The following is an 18,016-nucleotide window of genomic DNA, read 5'->3' on the forward strand; positions in this document are numbered from 1 at the left end:
TCGCAATGAGTCGGGTTACGGTTTATCCATCAGGTAGTATAGAGCAATAAGCACCAGTGCAGGGTAAAGGAGTTTGCTATGAAAAAGATAGTTTGGTCAAAGCAACTACTATCCATCATGATAAGCAATGCTGAGACACGTATTTGCTACATTCAGGGTGAAACAATCCGCGCAGCTCAAAGCTTCTCAACTCCTCAGCATATAACCGCAGATGAAGCACGCGCACAACTTGATACCTGCATGCAAGACCATGACATACAGACGCTCGACGGAATTGTATGGGCATCGGTGGTACCTGAGCTTACGTATTCATGGCAAACAGCGCTCAAGCAAATTAAGGCTGCCAAGCTTCTCTATATAAAGCCTGGCATCAAAACAGGCATCAAGATTGGCTACGATGACCCAGCTGCCTTTGGCTCCGATAGGCTTGCCCACGCAGTTGCCGCGCTAAGCCAGCTCACAGGTCCGCTTGTTATCATCGATGCTAATCCTATTACCACCACCCTTGATGTTATTGATGCACATAACACCATATGTGGCGGTATCATATCTTGCGCACCTGCTCTAGCGGCCGCTACCCTTGCACGCCATGCCAGTAAACTACCAAACTTTGAATTTCACGCTTCTGCTCATAGCTATGGACACAACACCACCGAAGCACTCCAACTTGGTCTTTTGGTAGGTGAAGCTCGCAAACTCGATAGCTTTATCGCTGATATTCAAACCGACTTTGGACGGGAGCTCTTGGTAATTGGCACGGGCAGCGCATGTCCTCTGCTTACAGAACACATGCGCACGGCTCTTACTACCTATGAGCTCCAGTTAGTCCATCTAGGACTTGCCCAGCTCTGGTATCTCAATTGTTTATAAGCACCTCAACAATAAGCACCTTACCGCTCAACGCCCAGTCTATATGCCGTAAACCCGTTTGCAGATGACCGCTAAGCTGATACCAGCCTCCTAGCTCAACCCACACGCTGAGCGCAGCTCATCAACCCGGTTAGTAAGCTCCCAAGTAAAATCAGGGTCATTGCGTCCAAAGTGACCGTATGCAGCAGTTTTTTGATAGATGGGGCGACGCAAATCAAGCTCTTGAATGATGGCACCTGGTCGCAGGTCAAAAACAAATGCGATAGCCGCCTCAATAAGCGCCTCATCAACATGCGCCGTCCCAAAGGTATCTACCATGATAGAAAGAGGACGAGCAACGCCAATTGCATAGGAGAGCTGTACCTCACAGCGCTCTGCCAAAGCAGCAGCTACCACGTTTTTAGCAACCCAGCGCGCTGCATAGGCAGCCGAACGGTCAACCTTAGTGCAGTCTTTACCCGAGAAGGCTCCGCCACCATGGCGACCCGCACCACCATAGGTATCAACGATAATTTTGCGGCCGGTAAGACCGGTGTCGCCCATAGGGCCTCCCACTACAAAGCGACCGGTTGGGTTGACCAAAACCTCAGCGCCCTCCCACGCCACATCTGCTGCTGACATAACAGGAGCTATAACCTGCTCAACTAAGTCATGGCGAATACGGCTCATATCCTCAATTTCAGCGGCGTGCTGGGTTGAAATAACAATAGTCTCCACCGCAACCGGAACACCATCTTCATAGCGCACACTCACCTGCGTTTTGCCGTCGGGACGCAAATATGGAAGGGTATTGTTATGGCGCACCTCTGCCAAGCGCTCAGCAAGCCTTGAAGCCAGATAGTGCGGCATGGGCATAAGCGTTGGCGTTTCGCGTGTAGCATAGCCAAACATCATGCCTTGGTCGCCTGCACCAATCACATCAAGCGGGTCGGCTGAGTCTCCCGATTGCACGTCATAGCTCTCATCAACGCCCTGTGCAATATCAGGGCTTTGTCCGTGAATCATGTTGATAACACCGCAGGTTTCGCAGTCAAATCCATACTTGGCACGGTCATATCCAATACGCGCCAGCACCGCACGTGCAATTGCCTGCACATCAACGTAGGACTCCGTACGAATCTCGCCCGAGACTATAACAGTTCCCGTTGTGAGAAGAGTCTCACAGGCGCAGCGTACATTATCTACCCGTGCGGGCACCCCATCAGGCGCAATATACCCACGCGCCTCAAGTTCAATTTCTTTTGTAAGAATTGCATCAAGCACCGCATCAGAAATCTGATCGGCAATCTTGTCGGGATGACCCTCGGTAACCGACTCAGATGTAAACACATATGAGCGACTAGATGACTCCGCAACCCTTAACATAGATGTGGAACGAGACAATGTTGGCATAAGCTGCCCCTTTCATACATAACGCCCGGCGGCCGTTACCATTCCGCCGGGCTTAGCTTTAGTGCACGTAACTTGTACCCCGTCTAGTATTGTACTTACTTGCGCGTACACACAAATAGTAAAGACGGGATTTATGCAACTGCCTCCAAAAGAGCACTCAGTGTCTTTTTACCAAACAATACACGCTCCTGACCATTACGTTCAATAATGGTGCAGGGAACACTCATAGCGCGATATTGGTCTTTGAGATGACTAAAGTGCGCAATATCAAAAACCTCAGCGCTAACCTGCGCATTATCGGCAGCTATACGCTGAGCCGAAACGACCGTCTCAGGACACATCGTACACGAAAGCGAAACAAGCACTTTAATAGAAACCGGCTCTGTAATAGCAGCAATGGCAGCTCTATCAGCATCATCAATAGGCTGTCCTGGACCTGCGGCATTATAAAGGCCCAGCACAAAGCTCGTAAACTCATGCCCGCCAGGTACCCCATGAAATGCAAGACCCGTTGGCTCTCCTGTGGCGCGTACGACCTCAACATAGGGCAACAGCTCTGATGGCTCATGCGCTGCGTCAACCATCTCAACACGCAAAAGCTCTGTTTGTGCCGCAAGCTCACGCATATATGCCTCAAGCTCGTTGCTCAAAGCGCGCTTATCGGGGTGAACGCGCAACACAAGAGGTGCAGACATGCGTGCAAAGACTGCTTCAAGCTGGGCTTTCATAGCGGCATCAAAAAGCTCACCATCAGATACATCTGCGCCACGTGATGCTTCTTGTTTGGGCATGTGGTCGGGGCGCGACACAGGCGGGCGAGGGACTATGCCTACGCGCTCTTGTGCCGCCTTAATATAGCGCTCCATATCAGTTGCTGCCTGAGCCGCCTCACCTACCGCGGTTGCAACCTGACGAAGTCCCTTAATGCATACATCTCCCGCAGCAAACAAACCAGAAACACGTGTCATTTGCTGCTCATCGGTGATGACATAACCCTGCTCGTTGGTAACTCCCATGTGTGTTACTAGCTCGGTTGAGGGCTTATAACCCGCAAAGACAAAAATACCAAAGCTATCGCCCTCATCAGCGACATAGCGCGTTTCTTCACCCGTTTTGTTATTGCGATATATGAGGGAGCGCAAGGCATCGTCGCCTGCTGCTCTCACCACTTCAGTATTGGTAAGAACCGTAATCTTTTCGTGTGTACGCGCCGCCTCTGCTGCTGCGGGAGCGCACGTAAAATCGTCCTCACGAACCAAAATGGTAACATGGCGCGCATATTTGGTTAAAAATACACTTTCCTCAGCCGCGACAAAGCCACCGCCTACCACAAAGACATCTTTGCCGGTAAAAAACTCTCCATCGCAGGTAGCGCAATAGGCAACACCATGGCCCTTAAAGACATCCTCGCCTTCAAAACCAATGCTTCGCGGCGAGGCTCCAGTTGCAAGAAGCACTGACAAAGATGCAATGTCTCCCTTGCTTGTTGTAACTATCTTTATATCTTGGTTAAGGTCAAGTGAGGTGACCTCAGCAAATAAAAACTCTGCCCCAAACGCCTCAGCCTGTTGGCGCATGGTTTCGGTAAGCTCTTTACCACTTGTCACCAACACCCCAGGATAATTAACCACCTCATTGGTAATAGTAATTTGTCCGCCAAAGTTTTCGCGTTCAATAACTAATACGCGATAGCGCGCACGCGCCAGATAAAGCGCTGCGGTAAGCCCTGCTGGACCGCCGCCCACAATAACTGCGTCATAGAGTTCCTCAGGTGTTGGCTGATGTTTGTCTGCCATAACATCTTCCCTTCATACAAAAAGCTGTGCCCAAAAAGACACAGCTTCTTATTGCGTAAAAATAGTTCATACGTTTACATCAAAGCAGCTACACGGTAGCGCAAGCTCAACGTATTAACTTATAGCTGACCAACCAAATCAAGCGAAGGCTTGAGCGTCTCGCCACCAGGCTGCCACTTAGCAGGGCACACCTCATCGCCGTGCTCAGCAACAAACTTAGCGGCCTGTACCAAACGCAGCAGCTCGCGGGCATTGCGACCAATGCCGCCAGCAGTTACCTCATAAACCTGAATTTTGCCCTCGGGGTCAACAATAAAGGCACCACGCTCTGCCAAGCCATCAGCCTCAATTAAAACCTCAAAATCACGCGCTAACACCTGAGCTGGGTCAGCAAGCATAGGATAGCCTACCTTGCTAATACGCTCAGACTCCTCATGCCATGCCTTGTGTACAAAGTGCGTATCGCAAGACACGGAATACACCTCACAACCCTCGGCCTTAAAGTCATCATAAATCTCAGCAAGCTCTTCAAGCTCAGTTGGGCACACAAAGGTAAAGTCAGCCGGATAGAAGAAGAACAGGCTCCAAGAACCCAAAACGTCTGCCTTGCTCACCGTCTTAAACTCATTATTGTGAAATGCCTGAACCGAAAAATCGCCGATTTCTTTTCCAATCAATGACATAGTCGTCCTCCTTATTCGGACACAGTCTTAATATGACATGATTAGTTTACTCGCTCTAACCGCTTACATAAACGAGAACCTTGATAATTGCCAGAAAATTACCGTGAACGGTCGAAAGCAGCTTATGGGCGGTTTTTGCGTGCGCATAACTTCACGTATAATGCAAATTTGTACACATTCAATTACCGATTGGACCTTCGCATGACAAGACCTGTGCGCGTTCGTTTCGCACCTTCACCGACCGGAAAACTACATATTGGCGGTGCCCGCACTGCAATCTATAACTGGGCATTTGCACGTGCACATGGCGGCAGTTTTATTTTGCGCATCGATGATACCGACCCGACGCGTTCCACTGATGAAAATACGCAGATTATTCTGCGAGCACTTCGCTGGCTTGGACTTGATTGGGATGAAGGACCAGAAATTGGTGGCGCATATGGTCCGTATGCCCAAACCGACCGCGTTGAGCTCTATCGTGAGGCTGCTGAGCGCCTTATGGCAGAAGGTAAGGCCTACCCTTGTTTTTGCACCCCTGAGATGCTTGAAGCAGACCGCGCAGCAGCGCGCGCACGCAAAGACCCCTATCAGGGCTATCAGCGTCGATGCCGTTGCCTTGATGCCGCCGAGGCAAAAGCACGCATTGCCGCTGGAGAGCCTTACGTCATTCGTATTAAGGTGCCAGAAAACAGAGGCGATGTTGTTATTCCTGATGCGGTACATGGAGAAGTGCGCTTTGATGCCAAGGAGCTTGACGACTTTGTTATTTTTCGCTCTGATGGCACCCCAACCTACAACTTTGCAACAGTGTGTGATGATGCGCTCATGAACATCAGTCATGTTATCCGTGGCGACGATCACCTTTCCAATACACCGCGCCAAGTTATTGTGTATGAAGCGCTTGGGGCTGAGGTGCCCGTCTTTGCCCATATTTCAATGATTTTGGGCGCTGATGGCAAGAAGCTCTCCAAGCGGCACGGCGCTACCTCGGTAGAAGAGTATCGTGACCAAGGCTATCTGGCCGATGCCTTCGTCAATTATCTGGCACTCCTTGGCTGGTCACTTGATGGTGATACAACACTCATTCCCCGCGAGGTTTTAGCACGAGAATTCTCACTGAGCCGCATCTCTAAAAACCCAGCAACCTTTGACCCCAAAAAACTTGACTGGATGAACGCTGAATACATCAAGAGCATGGACACGCAAGCGTTTATTCAAAGCATTTTGTTACCCCAGCTTCAAGCATCAGCACTCATAAGCTCAGATGCGCAATTTGATAGTTCTTGGCTCGCGCGCGTAGCTGCATTGGTTCAGCCGCGCACCAAAATGCCGGCTGATGCTGCCGTTGTTGCAGCACCGCTGTTTCAAGATGCCGAGCATCTCAGCATGGATGAAGCATCTGTTGCAAAAGGGCTTACTGGCGATACTGTGGGGTTGGTGCTACACCGTGCGCAGGAAATACTTAGCTCACTTGATAACGATAACTGGCACGCTCAAGCACTCGATACAGCGCTTGAGGTGTTGCCTGAAGAGCTTGAACTCAAGAAACGACTTGTTTTTCAGACCATTCGCGTGGCGCTTTGTGGCAATCTGGTGAGCCCTCCTCTTGGAGAGAGCATAGAGCTCGTAGGAAAAGATGATGCGCTCGCGCGTATAACGCGTGCTATCGCACTTGCAGAACAGCTCAACTAAAAGCTGGGTAAATCTAGTTATGCAGGCCTATCTGGGCAAGCCTTGCTCTGAGCACGTCTCAAATCTTGCCCAATTTCTATCTCGTATCACTCGCTTAAAGGAGCGTTACCACCTATGACGTTTGAGGCACAAACGCTAGCAACTACCTCTGCGTTTGAGGTCTTGGGTCCCATTATGGTTGGTCCCTCATCTTCGCATACCGCAGGTGCGCTGCGCGTGGCCCATGTAGCAGCGCATCTTGTTGATGACTCAATACACCGTGTTCGCTTTATACTCTGGAATTCTTTTTCACACACCTATCAAGGACACGGAACTGACCGCGCGCTCGTAGCAGGTATTCTTGGCTTTACCACCGATGACGAGCGGATACGTGATGCCTTTACGTTTGCCGATGAGGCAGGTCTTGCGTATAGCTTTCTTCAAGCAGGCGATGATGACTCTATCCATCCCAATACGGTTGATATTGAACTAGACACCGTGCGCGGCAAAACAATTTCTGTGCGTGGTGAAAGTTTAGGTGGGGCTAAAATACGCATTAGCCGGATTAACGGTGTTGGTGTTGAAATATCGGGGATATACGCCACGTTATTTATTACTCACCAAGATGCACCAGGAGCGCTGGCAAGTATCACGCATGCACTCGCTACAGCTGAGGTAAACATTGCGTTTTGCCGCACCTATCGAGCTGAGGCGAGCGGGTACGCCTATACGGTTGTTGAAACCGATGGCACCATCTCAGATGATATGCTGAAAAGCATTCAGGCGCTTCCTTTAGTTGAGACTGCAAGCTTTATCAAACTTCCAGGAAGTGCTCAAAGTTTAGTGCCTGGATTAAGCACACGTGACCTCTTTGACGACGGTGCACAGATGCTTGCCGTCTGTAAAGAACGCGGCATCAATGTGGGTCAACTCATGCAGCTTCGTGAAGAAATGCTCACAAGCGCTGATGTTGCGCGTACATCTATGAAGCGCGTCATTGATGTCATGCGCCGTGAAACGGAAGACCCGCGCAAAGACCCTCGCCCTTCTTTGGGCGGCTACCTCGGCGGTGAGGCTCAGCTCATCATGCAACACGCAGAAGCTTTAGCTTCGCCGCTTATGGGTACTGTGCAAAGCGATGCTATCTCTCGTGCTATGGCGGTACTTGAGCGTAGCGCCTCAATGGGCGTCATTGTAGCCGCGCCCACCGCAGGCTCCGCAGGCGTGGTACCAGGCGCGGTACTCGCACTTGCCGAGCATCTACACATTGATGAAGAACAGCTTGCAGAAGCGCTCTACTGCGCTGCCGGTGTTGGACTTATCCTATCAGCAAATGCCTGTGTTGCCGGAGCCGAAGGGGGATGTCAGGCAGAGGTTGGAAGTGCTGCAGCCATGGCAGCAGCGGCTCTCGTGCAACTCATGGGCGGCAGCCCTGAGCAAGCACTCGATGCGGCATCTATTAGCATTCAAAACCTGCTTGGTCTTATATGCGACCCGGTGCACGGCTTGGTAGAAGTTCCCTGCCAAAACCGCAATGCCATCGGAGTTGCAGCGGCGTTTTCATCGGCACAACTCGTGCTTTCTGGCATAAAAAGTGTTGCCCCCTTTGATGAAACCGCACATGTAATGCTCCAAGTTGGTCATGCGCTGCCAAGCAGCCTGCGCGAAACTGCTCAAGGTGGCCTAGCTCTTGCACCAAGTGCACAACGCGCCTGTACAAGCTGTATGGGTTGTAGATAGGAATAGGTATCGTTAATAAATTGTCATAGTTTAGATACTTCCTTCGTATGTCCAAACAGATAGGTATACTTTGAGCTAATCAAACTCAAAATCTGTAAGGGTTTTCGGAGCAGTAGATGGCTGAAATGAACAACAAACATACTGGTCAGCACTTTAAGGCAGACAATTTACCCAGCAGCTCTAAGGTAGTGTCACCACTGCCTATGTCTGCCCAAAACTCCGATGTTGCCCAAGTACACAAAAAGGGTCATACGCTACGCATAGTACTCGCTATTTTTGTAAGCCTTTTCATCGTTGCCTATGCTGGCGGAGCTATCGCATTTACCCAGATTATGTATCCAAATACCGTTATTGCGGGAGTAAACGTTTCGTGGTTGCCCAAACAACAAGCCATAGCTCGAGTTGATGCAGCGGTGCGCAGCTACCGTCTCACCATTAAAGGCGGCGATTTTTCTTGGGTCTATACGCCCAGCTATGGCACAGACATTGTGAGCGCAAATCATCGTGTCAATGATGTTATACACGCTACGTCCCCCTTTGCTTGGCCGGTAAAACTTGCCTCAGAGCTCTTAAAACCTGCACAAGCGCACGCAGATAGCGGTTCAAATAGCCAAACAGCTTTCAGCTCCCCAACAGCACAATTACCCGCCAGCTTTGACCATAAAAGCTTTGAAGATGCTCTCACAGGTGCGGTGAGCAGCTATAACGAAGGACGCACTGGTGTCTTTGATGCTGCAAGCGCCTTTGATGTTGAGCAAAACGCTTTCTCTCTTGAACGCGCGCTTTCAGCAGCAAAGATTGATGTTAAAAAAGTTTCTGTGCAAGCTAAAGAAGCCATAGCAACGCTCACCCCTGAGTTAGAACTTGACTTTTCTTCGTATGAAGCATTTGCTCAAGGAGCAAGCAAGACTCAGATAAGCTCTGCAATTGACGCGGCTAATAAACTTGTTGCTCACAGCATCAAACTCACGCTTGCCGACCAAGAAATAATGGTGCTTGACGCCGCAAAGCTGTATCAATGGGTGAGTTTTGATGACAAGCTCATACCCAGCCTTGATATTAACGCAGCTACCGAATGGATGCGCCAATACAGCATTGACAACCTCGATACCGTTGCCACTGAACGCAGTTTTACGCGCGCCGACGGCAAGCAAATTACCGTTAAAGGTGGCACCTACGGCTGGAATATTGACTCTGCTGCGCTTGCCGAACAGATTAATCAAGCCTTAGTTGCTGGCAAAGACGCTACCCTTGCCATTCCCACCAAAAGCACCGCCGCTGTATATGTGGCTCGCGGACAGCGTGATTGGCAGTCTTATATAGACGTTGATTTGTCTGAGCAGCATGCTCGCTACTACGATAACAATGGCACCATTATTTGGGAATCAGGCATCATTACCGGCAACCCCAATCGCGGGGACGCAACACCAACCGGCATCTATAGCATGAATCGACCGCTCAGAGGCGTAACACTTATTGGAAAAAAAGACCCAGCAACCGGTGAACCCATATACCGCACGCCGGTTGCTTATTGGATGCCGTTTGTAGGAGGCTCCGTTGGCTTTCACGATGCTACATGGCAGGCTGCATCAAGCTTTTCAAACCCTGCCGCATATCGCTCGGTAGGAAGTCATGGCTGCGTTAATCTCCCGTATACCAAGGCACAAGAACTCTATGAGCTTGTTTCATCAGGCATTTGCGTAGTTGTGCACTGGTAGAGGTGAGCACTAGCCCAGAGCTATCAAGAAAACCCGTGCACTACAAGACGCAATTGCTATACAACAACCCGAAAGAAAATGATGTCAAAGCGAGCCCCGCACACATTGCCCGCCTCATCATACACATTGCGCGCTTCGATAGTGCCGCCTTGCGCGGTCACCAAGCTTCGGGCCAGCGATAAACCAATACCCACACCTTGTAAATCACGGAGAGTAGATGCTTCGTCTCCCCGCTCTTCACCACGATAAAAGCGCTCAAAGATATGCGGCAAATCTGCCTCATCAATGCCGGGCCCGGTATCTTCAACGTGGATACGACATGAAATCGCGTCTTCGCTCACCCAAACCCGAACCGTTCCGCCTGCAGGGGTATGTTCCATACAATTTTTTAGAACGTTTTCAAGCGCTTCAATACTCCAAGACGGGTCGCCGGTAAAACTTGCGTGAGCTACATCGGTGCTCACGAGCGTAACATCAGCAAGGTCATAAGGCACTGCCAGCATATCGCAGGCAGTTTGAACCACCTCAGCCGCATCAACCGGTATTGATGCAAGCTTTACTACACCAGCGTCAATACGCGCAAGCTTTAGCAATGCTGATACCAGCCACTGAATACGTTCTTGCATAAGCTGCATACTCCGCAGACGCGCAACCACAGCATCAATTTGAGAACGATTAAGGCTTTCCCCTGCCTCTAGCAGCTGTTTGCGCATAAGCTCACACATGAGCGCAAGCGAGGTTAAAGGGGTTTTTAACTGATGTGATATATCAGCAAGTGCATCAGAGAGTTGAGTGCGCTCAGCCTCTAGGTAATCGGCTGTGGTATACAAGCGCGTCACCATTTTATCCAGCTCATTAGCAAGAATAGAGAGTTCGCCCTCAGCGAGGCGGTCAAACGCAAGTTGTCGCTCACCGTGCAATACCGCTTCAACGTGTGCCGTAAGCTCAGCGATGCGACGATACCGTATAAAGGTAAAGGCAAGGCTTACCGCTGCGAGCAGCAATGCCGCCATCAATACCATCAGTGCCGCGTCTTGCCCAGCAACAAGCTGTGTCATAACCGTCAAGATAAGCGTTATGCCAACATAGGCTAGAGAAAAAACAATAAACTCTCGATTGCGCAGCATCATCTTTAAGCCATCACCTTATAACCCAGACCGCGCACCGTCACAATGATACGTGGTTCTACCGGGTCATCTTCAATCTTGCCGCGTAAACGCTTGATATAAACCGAAAGGGTGTTGTCCTCAATATAAGCGCCCGCATCGTCCCACAGCTCTTCGCGAATCATTTCGCGCGTTACCAACTTGCCTGCATTATTGGCAAAGAGCAGCAGCATCTTATATTCAAGTGCCGAAAGCGGAATCTCTACTCCATTGCGCTCAACACGCGCTCTATCGACATCAATTGAAAGTGGTCCCAAACTTAGCAGTGCATTCTCAGCATACGAGCGGCGCAGCACCGCCGCCACACGTGCCAAAAGCTCACGCGGTCTAAATGGCTTAGCAATATAGTCATCCGCCCCCATTTGAATGCCAGCCACGGTATTAAACTCATTATCAGATGCCGTTAAAAAGATAACAGGCAGCTGTGGGCGCACCTGCTTTATGGCAGCGCAAACAGCAAAACCACTCCCCTTTGCAAGGGTAACGTCAAGAAGCACCAAAGAAACCGCTGGTTCTTGAGAGGTTAATGCCCGCCGAATTGCTGTCATTTGCGTATCAGCCGTGACCACCTCATAGCCCACGCCCTCAAGAAGCTCGGTCAGCGTTGATACAATAAGTGCATCATCCTCTACTAAGAGCACCCGATGAGTCATACCATGCCTCCATCTCTAGGCTGCAGCGACTCGTTTAAGCTATTAAATATCTTAAATCCTACCACGGTATGAAAGGTCATACCTCGCAAAGAAATAATTAACGCGACCAACAATTTAGTTTGTTGATACATATGCGCTATTCAGCAGTTCAGCCCCCAAATTGCCTATACTTCAAGCACAACAATGACACCACCTTTTGCGCACCATTGGAATCAACAATGACGCAACTGTCATGAAAGATGCCAAAAAACTATGGCAGAGTTAGCCTACACTACTAGGTAGGCAAACAAAGGAAAGCAATGAGCGTCATTCAAGTTGAACATTTAAGCCGTATATATGGCACCGGTGCCACAGCGGTGTGTGCCCTCGATGATGTGAGTTTTACCATTACCTCGGGTGAGTTTGTAGTTATTGTTGGGTCTTCGGGCTCTGGCAAATCAACGCTTTTGCACCTTATGGGCGGTGTTGACCGCCCTGATTATGGCAGGGTCTTAGTTGATGGCCAGGATATTTATCAACGCAGTGACGAAGAGCTTGCAATTTTTAGACGGCGCGACGTTGGACTTGTGTATCAGTTTTACAACTTAATTCCTGTACTCAACGTCATAGAAAATATAGGCTTACCCGTGCGCATGGATGGCCGCGAACCTCACGCACAGTTTCTTAATGAGCTGATTGAAACGCTGGGACTCACAGGCAAAGAGCACATGTTGCCACACCAGCTCTCAGGTGGACAACAACAGCGCGTAGCGATTGCCCGCGCTCTCTTAAACACGCCGTCAATTATTTTAGCTGACGAGCCAACCGGTAATCTCGATTCAAAAAACTCAGCCGAGATTATGATGCTTCTTCGGGAGTGCAATCGCCGCTATAAACAAACACTTGTAGTTATTACCCATGACGAAGACATTGCTCTTATGGCCGACCGCGTTTTGTCACTTGCCGACGGACAACTTGTCAGCGATACCTTAAGAGCTTAGATAACTATGAGTATCCTTGCGCGTTTTACCTGGGCAAATCTTATCGCAAATCGCGTGCGTACTGCAGTGTCGCTCATAGGCATTGCTCTATCTTGCGCTCTTATTACCGCAATTTTGGCATCGGTTTTTTCTCTCCAACATGGGGTTATGCTTGGTATTCAGACATCAGAAGGAATATGGCAAGCCTCTGTTGCCTCGCTTTCGCGCGCTGGTATTGATTGGCTGAGAACCCAATACAACATTGATGCCTTCACGCACACTGCCTATCTTGGTGCAGTTGATGTAAGCCCCGCAAATATCTATTCGGGCTATCAGTTTATGACGCTACTCAGCGCACCCGATACCTCAGAGGGCTTATTGCCGCCCGTTTCTCTAACCGAAGGCGAGCTGCCTCAAGCTGCAAACGAAATTGCACTCCCCTCAGATTATCGTGGACGCAAACTTATGGGTTCTGGCATTGAAAGCTCAGAGGAGCTCGCAGTTGGAACTCAGATAAACCTCCAAATTGGACAGCGTGAAAACAAAGATGGCGCCATACTTTCTCGCAGTGCACCGGTGGAATATACCGATACCAGCAAGGCTGGTCATGCTGAGACAAGCGAGGTGAATGAAGCTGTTACGCAAACGCATGAACAAAGCTTTGTGGTAAGCGGCTTTTATGATATTGCGCGCACGTGGGTTTGGGAAACTAGAGGTTCGGTTGCCTTTGTTAGCCCTCACACTACCCTATCCGCATATTCATATGACGCTTACTTTAGCTTTAGAGCTGATGGTAACTCGGTTGCCGACAATCTAGCAAGCCTTGTTGCAAGCGCACCAGGCTATGCACACGCACCAGGCACAGAGCTTGACCATACCCTTCATACCAACTTACAGTCTGCGAGCAACCCATATGGTATTGGCACTGAGCTGCTCAGTATCTGGCTCTTTGCAGCCTTTCTTATTATCGTTGTTATGATTACGTCAATCACCCTTATGTATAACGCCTTTGCCATTTCTGTAGCAGAGCAAACACGACAATTTGGCCTTCTAGCCTCACTGGGTGCTACTAAACGGCAACTGAGATTATGTATCTATCGCGAGGCATTCATCTTGGCTGCGCTGGGCATTCCTATTGGTATGGGTATTGGACTTCTTGGTACCGCCTTTGTATTCTCACTTACCCGCTCAGGCCTTGCCCTTCTATTTAATATTCAGGCCGAACAGTTTTCTCTCGTTATCTCTTGGGAGCTCCTTGCGCTTTCTGCCAGCATATCGACGCTCGCCATGGTCTTTTCTTCGCTTAGCTCAGCCATACGCGCAGGAAACCTGCGCCCCATACAAGCAATACGCCAAATTGCAACGCCACATGTTTCAAAGCAGCAGAAAAAGCAAGCAACGCATACGGTACGCAATCTCGCTGCATGGCTGGCTCATAAAAATATACGCCGCGCACGTGCGCGAGGACACATTACCGTTATCTCATTAGCCGCAGCCGTTACCTTTATCATGGTATCCATTACCCTTAGTGGTTATCTTGATGGCTATGTAGACCAGCAGGAGCCACAAACACACAATACCTTACAGGTCAATCTATTCAGAAATAACAGTACAAGCAGCGCAATAACCGGAGCAGCAAGTGTAGAAAATATTTTTCATGCGCTGAACAAAATACCCGAGATTGAAGGAATCGGCTGGTATACGAGCTATTCTCTAACTGCGCATCTCTCTAGTTCTATTGTCGATGATGCGTCTCAGGAAAGCGGGCTTACTACCTACGGAAACCTCCTTGAGGATAACAGCTATATTGGTCACGTAATCTTAAGTGTCATTGACAATGAGCAATGGAAGCGCGGCATTGAACAGGTGGGTCTAAATCCTGAACTCTACGCAAATCCTTCTATCCCGCGCGGCATCCTTATAAAACCATCTGTCAATCCTAGCTCAACTAAAGATGACGCGGCTCACATACAAACAGAACAAATAAGCACAGAAGCCGAGCAAGGCACAGCCGAGCTCTATACGTCAATTCGCTCAATTGAAAATCAGGTTTTTACCAACCTTTCTCTTGTTGATGGCAAGGTTTTGGCCAGCTATGCGCCTATAGAAAATAACAAACGACAAACGCATCAAGCACTCGATGACGTGTTAGAGCAGAGCTATCATTTACCAGTTGCTACACTTAGCGGGCCAAACCCATTTAACCTAGATACACACGAACAGGCAAGTGCCATGCCAAACATCATAGTGCCTGCTCAAGCACTGAGCCAGATTATACGTGCTCAAAAAAACCCTTCAGCAGAGCAACTGACGCGCTGGAATCAATCGGCTGCATACGGCGAAAGCGAAGCTCATCCCTTTATGTCTTTTTCAAGTTCAGGCATAGACCAGTCATATACCTTAAGCTTTGCGGGCGCTAAACCTGTAGTTGCAAAACCGCGCATGCAGCAAGTACTCAACGACCAAACTCGCAACGCACCCTGGACCTATCAGGAGGTTATCGACCTTACCCAAAGCTATCGCGAGAATACCTTTGTCATGAGTGCTATCAGAATATTTACCATGTGTTTTACCGTTATTTCCTCACTCATTGCTATAGCAAATGTATTTAACACGCTCACCACCTCGATTTTTTTGCGCCGTCGTGAGTTTGCAATTTTGAAATCCATTGGCATGGATCAGCGTCTCTTTCGTCGTATGATTGCCCGTGAATGTGCAAGCTATGCTGTACGAGGGCTCAGCCTTGGTCTTTTCTCTGCAACAGGTCTCATTTTGGGCTTTTGGCATCTCATGAAATTTGAATACCACAGCTCAATTATATGGCTGATGCCACTTTCTCTTCTCGCAGCTATAGGTCTTGTTTTGATTGTTCTGCTCATCTCAGTTTCCTACGCACTCAGGCGTAGTCAAACAACTAATATCATCCGGTCACTGCGCGATGAGCTTATATAGATTCGATACACTAAAGTACTGATAAATGCAGGTGCCAGAGAGCGGCAGATTGATAGCCCAAACGCTGAGCAGCTCCTAAACGGCAGGCTATACCAGCAAACGGGCGCAAGATTACACATACGTCACCCTTGCACGTTATACTAAAAAACAATTAGCCACCCGCTACACTAACACTATGTACTTTTTTGATAGGAGCCTGTATGGATCACGATGTAACACCCACCGGCCCCGCTCCAGCACCCCAACATGCTGGACAAACGGCACAGCTTGAAAGCGTTTCTACACTCTTGCAAGCAAGTCCAAATCAGCCAAGCCTCGATGCTGAAGATGCCGCTATTTATGAAAAACTCAAAGCACGTCGGCGGCAGCGTCGTCGCAAGAAAATTCAACGGCGCTTGATTATTGGCGGTATTGCAGCAGCACTCCTTGTTATTGCCGTGGTTTCAGTTTGGGTTGCTACACGACAACCCGAGACCGACTTAGGCAACGAGGTAGTTACCGAAACCGTCATGCGTGGCACCTATACCACAAGCGTTGATGCCACCGGCACCTTAGAACCACTGAGCGCAAGTGTTGTTACCCCAGAAATTACGGGTACTATCGCTGAGCTCCGTGTTACAGCTGGTCAGCAGGTTAACAAGGGCGATGTCCTCTTTACCATTAAAAACGACGACATTGACCGTGAAATTGCTGATGCAAAGCGTGCACTCGACCAAGCAAAAAGCGACCTTGCAAGCGCACAGCGCGCCGCTGCTGCGCTTGAAGCTGCCTCAGAAGAAGGTACGCCAAGCAACGGCGAAGACGGTATTGTAGCTGCAAAGCGTGCCGTTGAAACTGCACAGTCAAGCTACGATAAAGCGGTAACCGCAGGCGAGAAGCGTACCGTAACTGCCCCCAGTTCAGGTAGTATCGTGGCTCTCAACGCTCAGGTAGGCGCTGCAGTTGGCGACCCCAATCAGTCATCGTATGATGCGTCAAAACCTTTGGTACAGATTGCCGACCTTTCACAAATGAAGGTCAATATTCAAGTTGATGAAGCCAATATCTCAAAGGTACAACAAGGCCAACAAGCACAAGTCTCTTTTAGCGCATTTGAAGACCTGACGCTTAACGGCACGGTTAATAGCATCGCTTCCATTGCCACCGGCACCAACCAAGGTGAAGCCATGGGCTATGGCGGCGAGGCGCCAGCTGTTAACTTTACGGTCAATGTTTTGATTCCACAGCCCGATGCACGCCTTAAGCCCGGTATGTCAGCACGTGTCAATCTGATTACCGAGCATATTGAAGATGTCATTATGGTACCTATCGCAGCGCTTATGACCGATGATGGCACCAACTACTACGTCAATGTTGAAACCAATCCCGAGACGCACAGCTATGTTCGCAAGAATGTAAAGGTATTTGCTAAAAACGAAGATACAGCGGTAGTAGGCAAACCTGCTGATAGCTCAGCCGATATGGAAACCGCTCCTTTATCTGAGGGTGACGTGCTTGTTGTCTCTGGCGGCATGCCGTCTGAAGAGGGTGCGGAAACAGGGGCTGACATGGGTTCAGCTGAGGCAACGCCGTATACCGGCGAGGGCGGCAGCTCAAGCACGGAAGGTGAGGCTAGTGGTGCCGATTCAGCCGCTGAGGCTCCCAAGGGTGAAGAGGCGGCCGACGCGTCTAAGGGCGATACAGGGAGTGCAGCGTAATGCGCCCCATTATTGATATTCGCCACATTCACCGCGTCTTTGAGACTGAGGCAGGTTATGCACACATTCTGCACGATGTTTCATTGTCCGTCAGCCCTGGTGAGTTTGTTGCCATTACCGGTCCCTCGGGCTCAGGCAAGTCAACGCTCATGAACATCTTGGGTTGTCTTGATACGCCTACTGCCGGAACCTACTTGCTTGAGGGTCTTGACGTGGCGCAACTTGATGACGACGAGCTCGCTGAGGTACGCGCCGAGCGCATTGGTTTTGTCTTTCAGAGCTTTAATCTCTTGCCGCGTATGTCGGTGCTTGATAACGTGATGTTGCCACTTTCTTATAGCGGGCAAGCACGAGGCGAGCGCGAGCGCATGGCTGTTCACGCGCTGCATACCGCAGGACTTCCGGTTGACCACTTCGACCACCGCATTGGTGAGCTTTCAGGCGGTCAGATGCAGCGTGTGGCAATCGCACGCGCGCTGGTCAACGAGCCTGCCATCATCTTGGCAGACGAGCCAACTGGTAACCTTGACAGTGCTACCGGCAAGATGGTACTTGAAAGCTTTCACAAGCTACGCGACGCCGGTAAAACTATTGTGCTTATTACGCACGACCCTACCATTGCAGAGACTGCAGACCGCATTATTACTATTCGTGACGGTCGTATCGCTGCCACAGGCGATGCATACGGGCGTCCCAGCTCCGCGATTCCGCAGATATAG

The 18,016-nt window shown here is 49.8% G+C and carries 13 protein-coding genes; 8 read left to right on the forward strand and 5 right to left on the reverse strand.

Going from position 1 to position 18,016, the window contains the following annotated elements; all coding sequences use genetic code 11:
- Positions 1–78 precede the first annotated feature (78 nt).
- Positions 79–870 carry a type III pantothenate kinase gene (locus tag KPC83_RS04685; protein WP_216278113.1) on the forward strand — a complete coding sequence of 264 codons (792 nt, stop codon included), beginning with the start codon at positions 79–81 and terminating at the stop codon, positions 868–870.
- 90 nt (positions 871–960) lie between these two features.
- Here the strand turns inward: KPC83_RS04685 and metK are convergent, their stop codons facing one another.
- The 3 genes from metK to ahpC form a co-directional block, all read right to left on the reverse strand.
- Positions 961–2,262 (reverse strand): methionine adenosyltransferase, encoded by a 1,302-nt coding sequence (gene metK / locus KPC83_RS04690; RefSeq protein ID WP_216278114.1) that lies wholly within the window; start codon positions 2,260–2,262, stop codon positions 961–963.
- 131 nt (positions 2,263–2,393) lie between these two features.
- Positions 2,394–4,058 carry an FAD-dependent oxidoreductase gene (locus KPC83_RS04695; RefSeq protein ID WP_216278115.1) on the reverse strand — a complete coding sequence of 555 codons (1,665 nt, stop codon included), beginning with the start codon at positions 4,056–4,058 and terminating at the stop codon, positions 2,394–2,396.
- A 119-nt stretch (positions 4,059–4,177) separates the two neighbouring features.
- Entirely contained in the window at positions 4,178–4,741 is a 564-nt protein-coding gene (gene ahpC / locus KPC83_RS04700; protein WP_216278116.1) for an alkyl hydroperoxide reductase subunit C, read from the reverse strand.
- 201 nt (positions 4,742–4,942) lie between these two features.
- Between ahpC and gltX the strand changes: the two genes are divergently transcribed.
- The 3 genes from gltX (at position 4,943) to KPC83_RS04715 (ending at position 9,870) form a co-directional block, all read left to right on the forward strand.
- Complete coding sequence (gene gltX, locus KPC83_RS04705) at positions 4,943–6,433, forward strand: glutamate--tRNA ligase (RefSeq protein WP_216278117.1); 1,491 nt, start codon at positions 4,943–4,945, stop codon at positions 6,431–6,433.
- A gap of 114 nt (positions 6,434–6,547) precedes the next feature.
- Positions 6,548–8,152, forward strand: a complete 1,605-nt coding sequence (gene sdaAA / locus KPC83_RS04710) for an L-serine ammonia-lyase, iron-sulfur-dependent, subunit alpha (RefSeq protein ID WP_216278118.1) — start codon at positions 6,548–6,550, stop codon at positions 8,150–8,152.
- A gap of 116 nt (positions 8,153–8,268) precedes the next feature.
- Positions 8,269–9,870: a L,D-transpeptidase family protein gene (locus KPC83_RS04715; protein ID WP_216278119.1), complete on the forward strand. Its 1,602-nt coding sequence runs from the start codon at positions 8,269–8,271 to the stop codon at positions 9,868–9,870.
- Between the two features lie 56 nt (positions 9,871–9,926).
- On the opposite strand, the gene KPC83_RS04720 is transcribed toward KPC83_RS04715, so the two are convergent.
- Together KPC83_RS04720 and KPC83_RS04725 are read right to left on the reverse strand one after the other, a co-directional pair.
- Positions 9,927–11,000 carry a sensor histidine kinase KdpD gene (locus KPC83_RS04720; RefSeq protein WP_253200873.1) on the reverse strand — a complete coding sequence of 358 codons (1,074 nt, stop codon included), beginning with the start codon at positions 10,998–11,000 and terminating at the stop codon, positions 9,927–9,929.
- Positions 11,001–11,002: 2 nt separating this feature from the next.
- A complete protein-coding gene (locus KPC83_RS04725) occupies positions 11,003–11,689 on the reverse strand; it encodes a response regulator transcription factor (RefSeq protein ID WP_216278120.1) in 687 nt (228 codons plus the stop codon).
- A gap of 299 nt (positions 11,690–11,988) precedes the next feature.
- Between KPC83_RS04725 and KPC83_RS04730 the strand changes: the two genes are divergently transcribed.
- The 4 genes from KPC83_RS04730 to KPC83_RS04745 all read left to right on the forward strand — a co-directional run bounded on the left by KPC83_RS04730 (position 11,989) and on the right by KPC83_RS04745 (position 18,016).
- The gene (locus KPC83_RS04730) at positions 11,989–12,669 is read left to right on the forward strand and encodes an ABC transporter ATP-binding protein (RefSeq protein ID WP_216278121.1); all 681 of its coding nucleotides are present in this window, start codon (positions 11,989–11,991) and stop codon (positions 12,667–12,669) included.
- A gap of 6 nt (positions 12,670–12,675) precedes the next feature.
- A complete protein-coding gene (locus tag KPC83_RS04735; protein WP_216278122.1) occupies positions 12,676–15,600 on the forward strand; it encodes an ABC transporter permease in 2,925 nt (974 codons plus the stop codon).
- Between the two features lie 200 nt (positions 15,601–15,800).
- Positions 15,801–17,297, forward strand: a complete 1,497-nt coding sequence (locus tag KPC83_RS04740; RefSeq protein ID WP_216278123.1) for an efflux RND transporter periplasmic adaptor subunit — start codon at positions 15,801–15,803, stop codon at positions 17,295–17,297.
- On the forward strand, positions 17,297–18,016 hold the full coding sequence (locus KPC83_RS04745) for an ABC transporter ATP-binding protein (RefSeq protein WP_216278124.1): 720 nt from the start codon (positions 17,297–17,299) through the stop codon (positions 18,014–18,016). The genes KPC83_RS04740 and KPC83_RS04745 overlap by 1 nt, the downstream gene beginning before the upstream one ends.

The sequence above is a fragment of the Collinsella sp. zg1085 genome, from assembly GCF_018889955.1.
Taxonomy (GTDB): domain Bacteria; phylum Actinomycetota; class Coriobacteriia; order Coriobacteriales; family Coriobacteriaceae; genus Collinsella.

Excerpts from the sequence above, each read along its gene's own strand:
- KPC83_RS04685 (WP_216278113.1), top strand. The coding sequence starts at position 79 with ATGAAAAAGATAGTTTGGTCAAAGCAACTACTATCCATCATGATAAGC.
- metK (WP_216278114.1), bottom strand. The coding sequence starts at position 2,262 with ATGCCAACATTGTCTCGTTCCACATCTATGTTAAGGGTTGCGGAGTCA.
- KPC83_RS04695 (WP_216278115.1), bottom strand. The coding sequence starts at position 4,058 with ATGGCAGACAAACATCAGCCAACACCTGAGGAACTCTATGACGCAGTT.
- ahpC (WP_216278116.1), bottom strand. The coding sequence starts at position 4,741 with ATGTCATTGATTGGAAAAGAAATCGGCGATTTTTCGGTTCAGGCATTT.
- gltX (WP_216278117.1), top strand. The coding sequence starts at position 4,943 with ATGACAAGACCTGTGCGCGTTCGTTTCGCACCTTCACCGACCGGAAAA.
- sdaAA (WP_216278118.1), top strand. The coding sequence starts at position 6,548 with ATGACGTTTGAGGCACAAACGCTAGCAACTACCTCTGCGTTTGAGGTC.
- KPC83_RS04715 (WP_216278119.1), top strand. The coding sequence starts at position 8,269 with ATGGCTGAAATGAACAACAAACATACTGGTCAGCACTTTAAGGCAGAC.
- KPC83_RS04720 (WP_253200873.1), bottom strand. The coding sequence starts at position 11,000 with ATGATGCTGCGCAATCGAGAGTTTATTGTTTTTTCTCTAGCCTATGTT.
- KPC83_RS04725 (WP_216278120.1), bottom strand. The coding sequence starts at position 11,689 with ATGACTCATCGGGTGCTCTTAGTAGAGGATGATGCACTTATTGTATCA.
- KPC83_RS04730 (WP_216278121.1), top strand. The coding sequence starts at position 11,989 with ATGAGCGTCATTCAAGTTGAACATTTAAGCCGTATATATGGCACCGGT.
- KPC83_RS04735 (WP_216278122.1), top strand. The coding sequence starts at position 12,676 with ATGAGTATCCTTGCGCGTTTTACCTGGGCAAATCTTATCGCAAATCGC.
- KPC83_RS04740 (WP_216278123.1), top strand. The coding sequence starts at position 15,801 with ATGGATCACGATGTAACACCCACCGGCCCCGCTCCAGCACCCCAACAT.
- KPC83_RS04745 (WP_216278124.1), top strand. The coding sequence starts at position 17,297 with ATGCGCCCCATTATTGATATTCGCCACATTCACCGCGTCTTTGAGACT.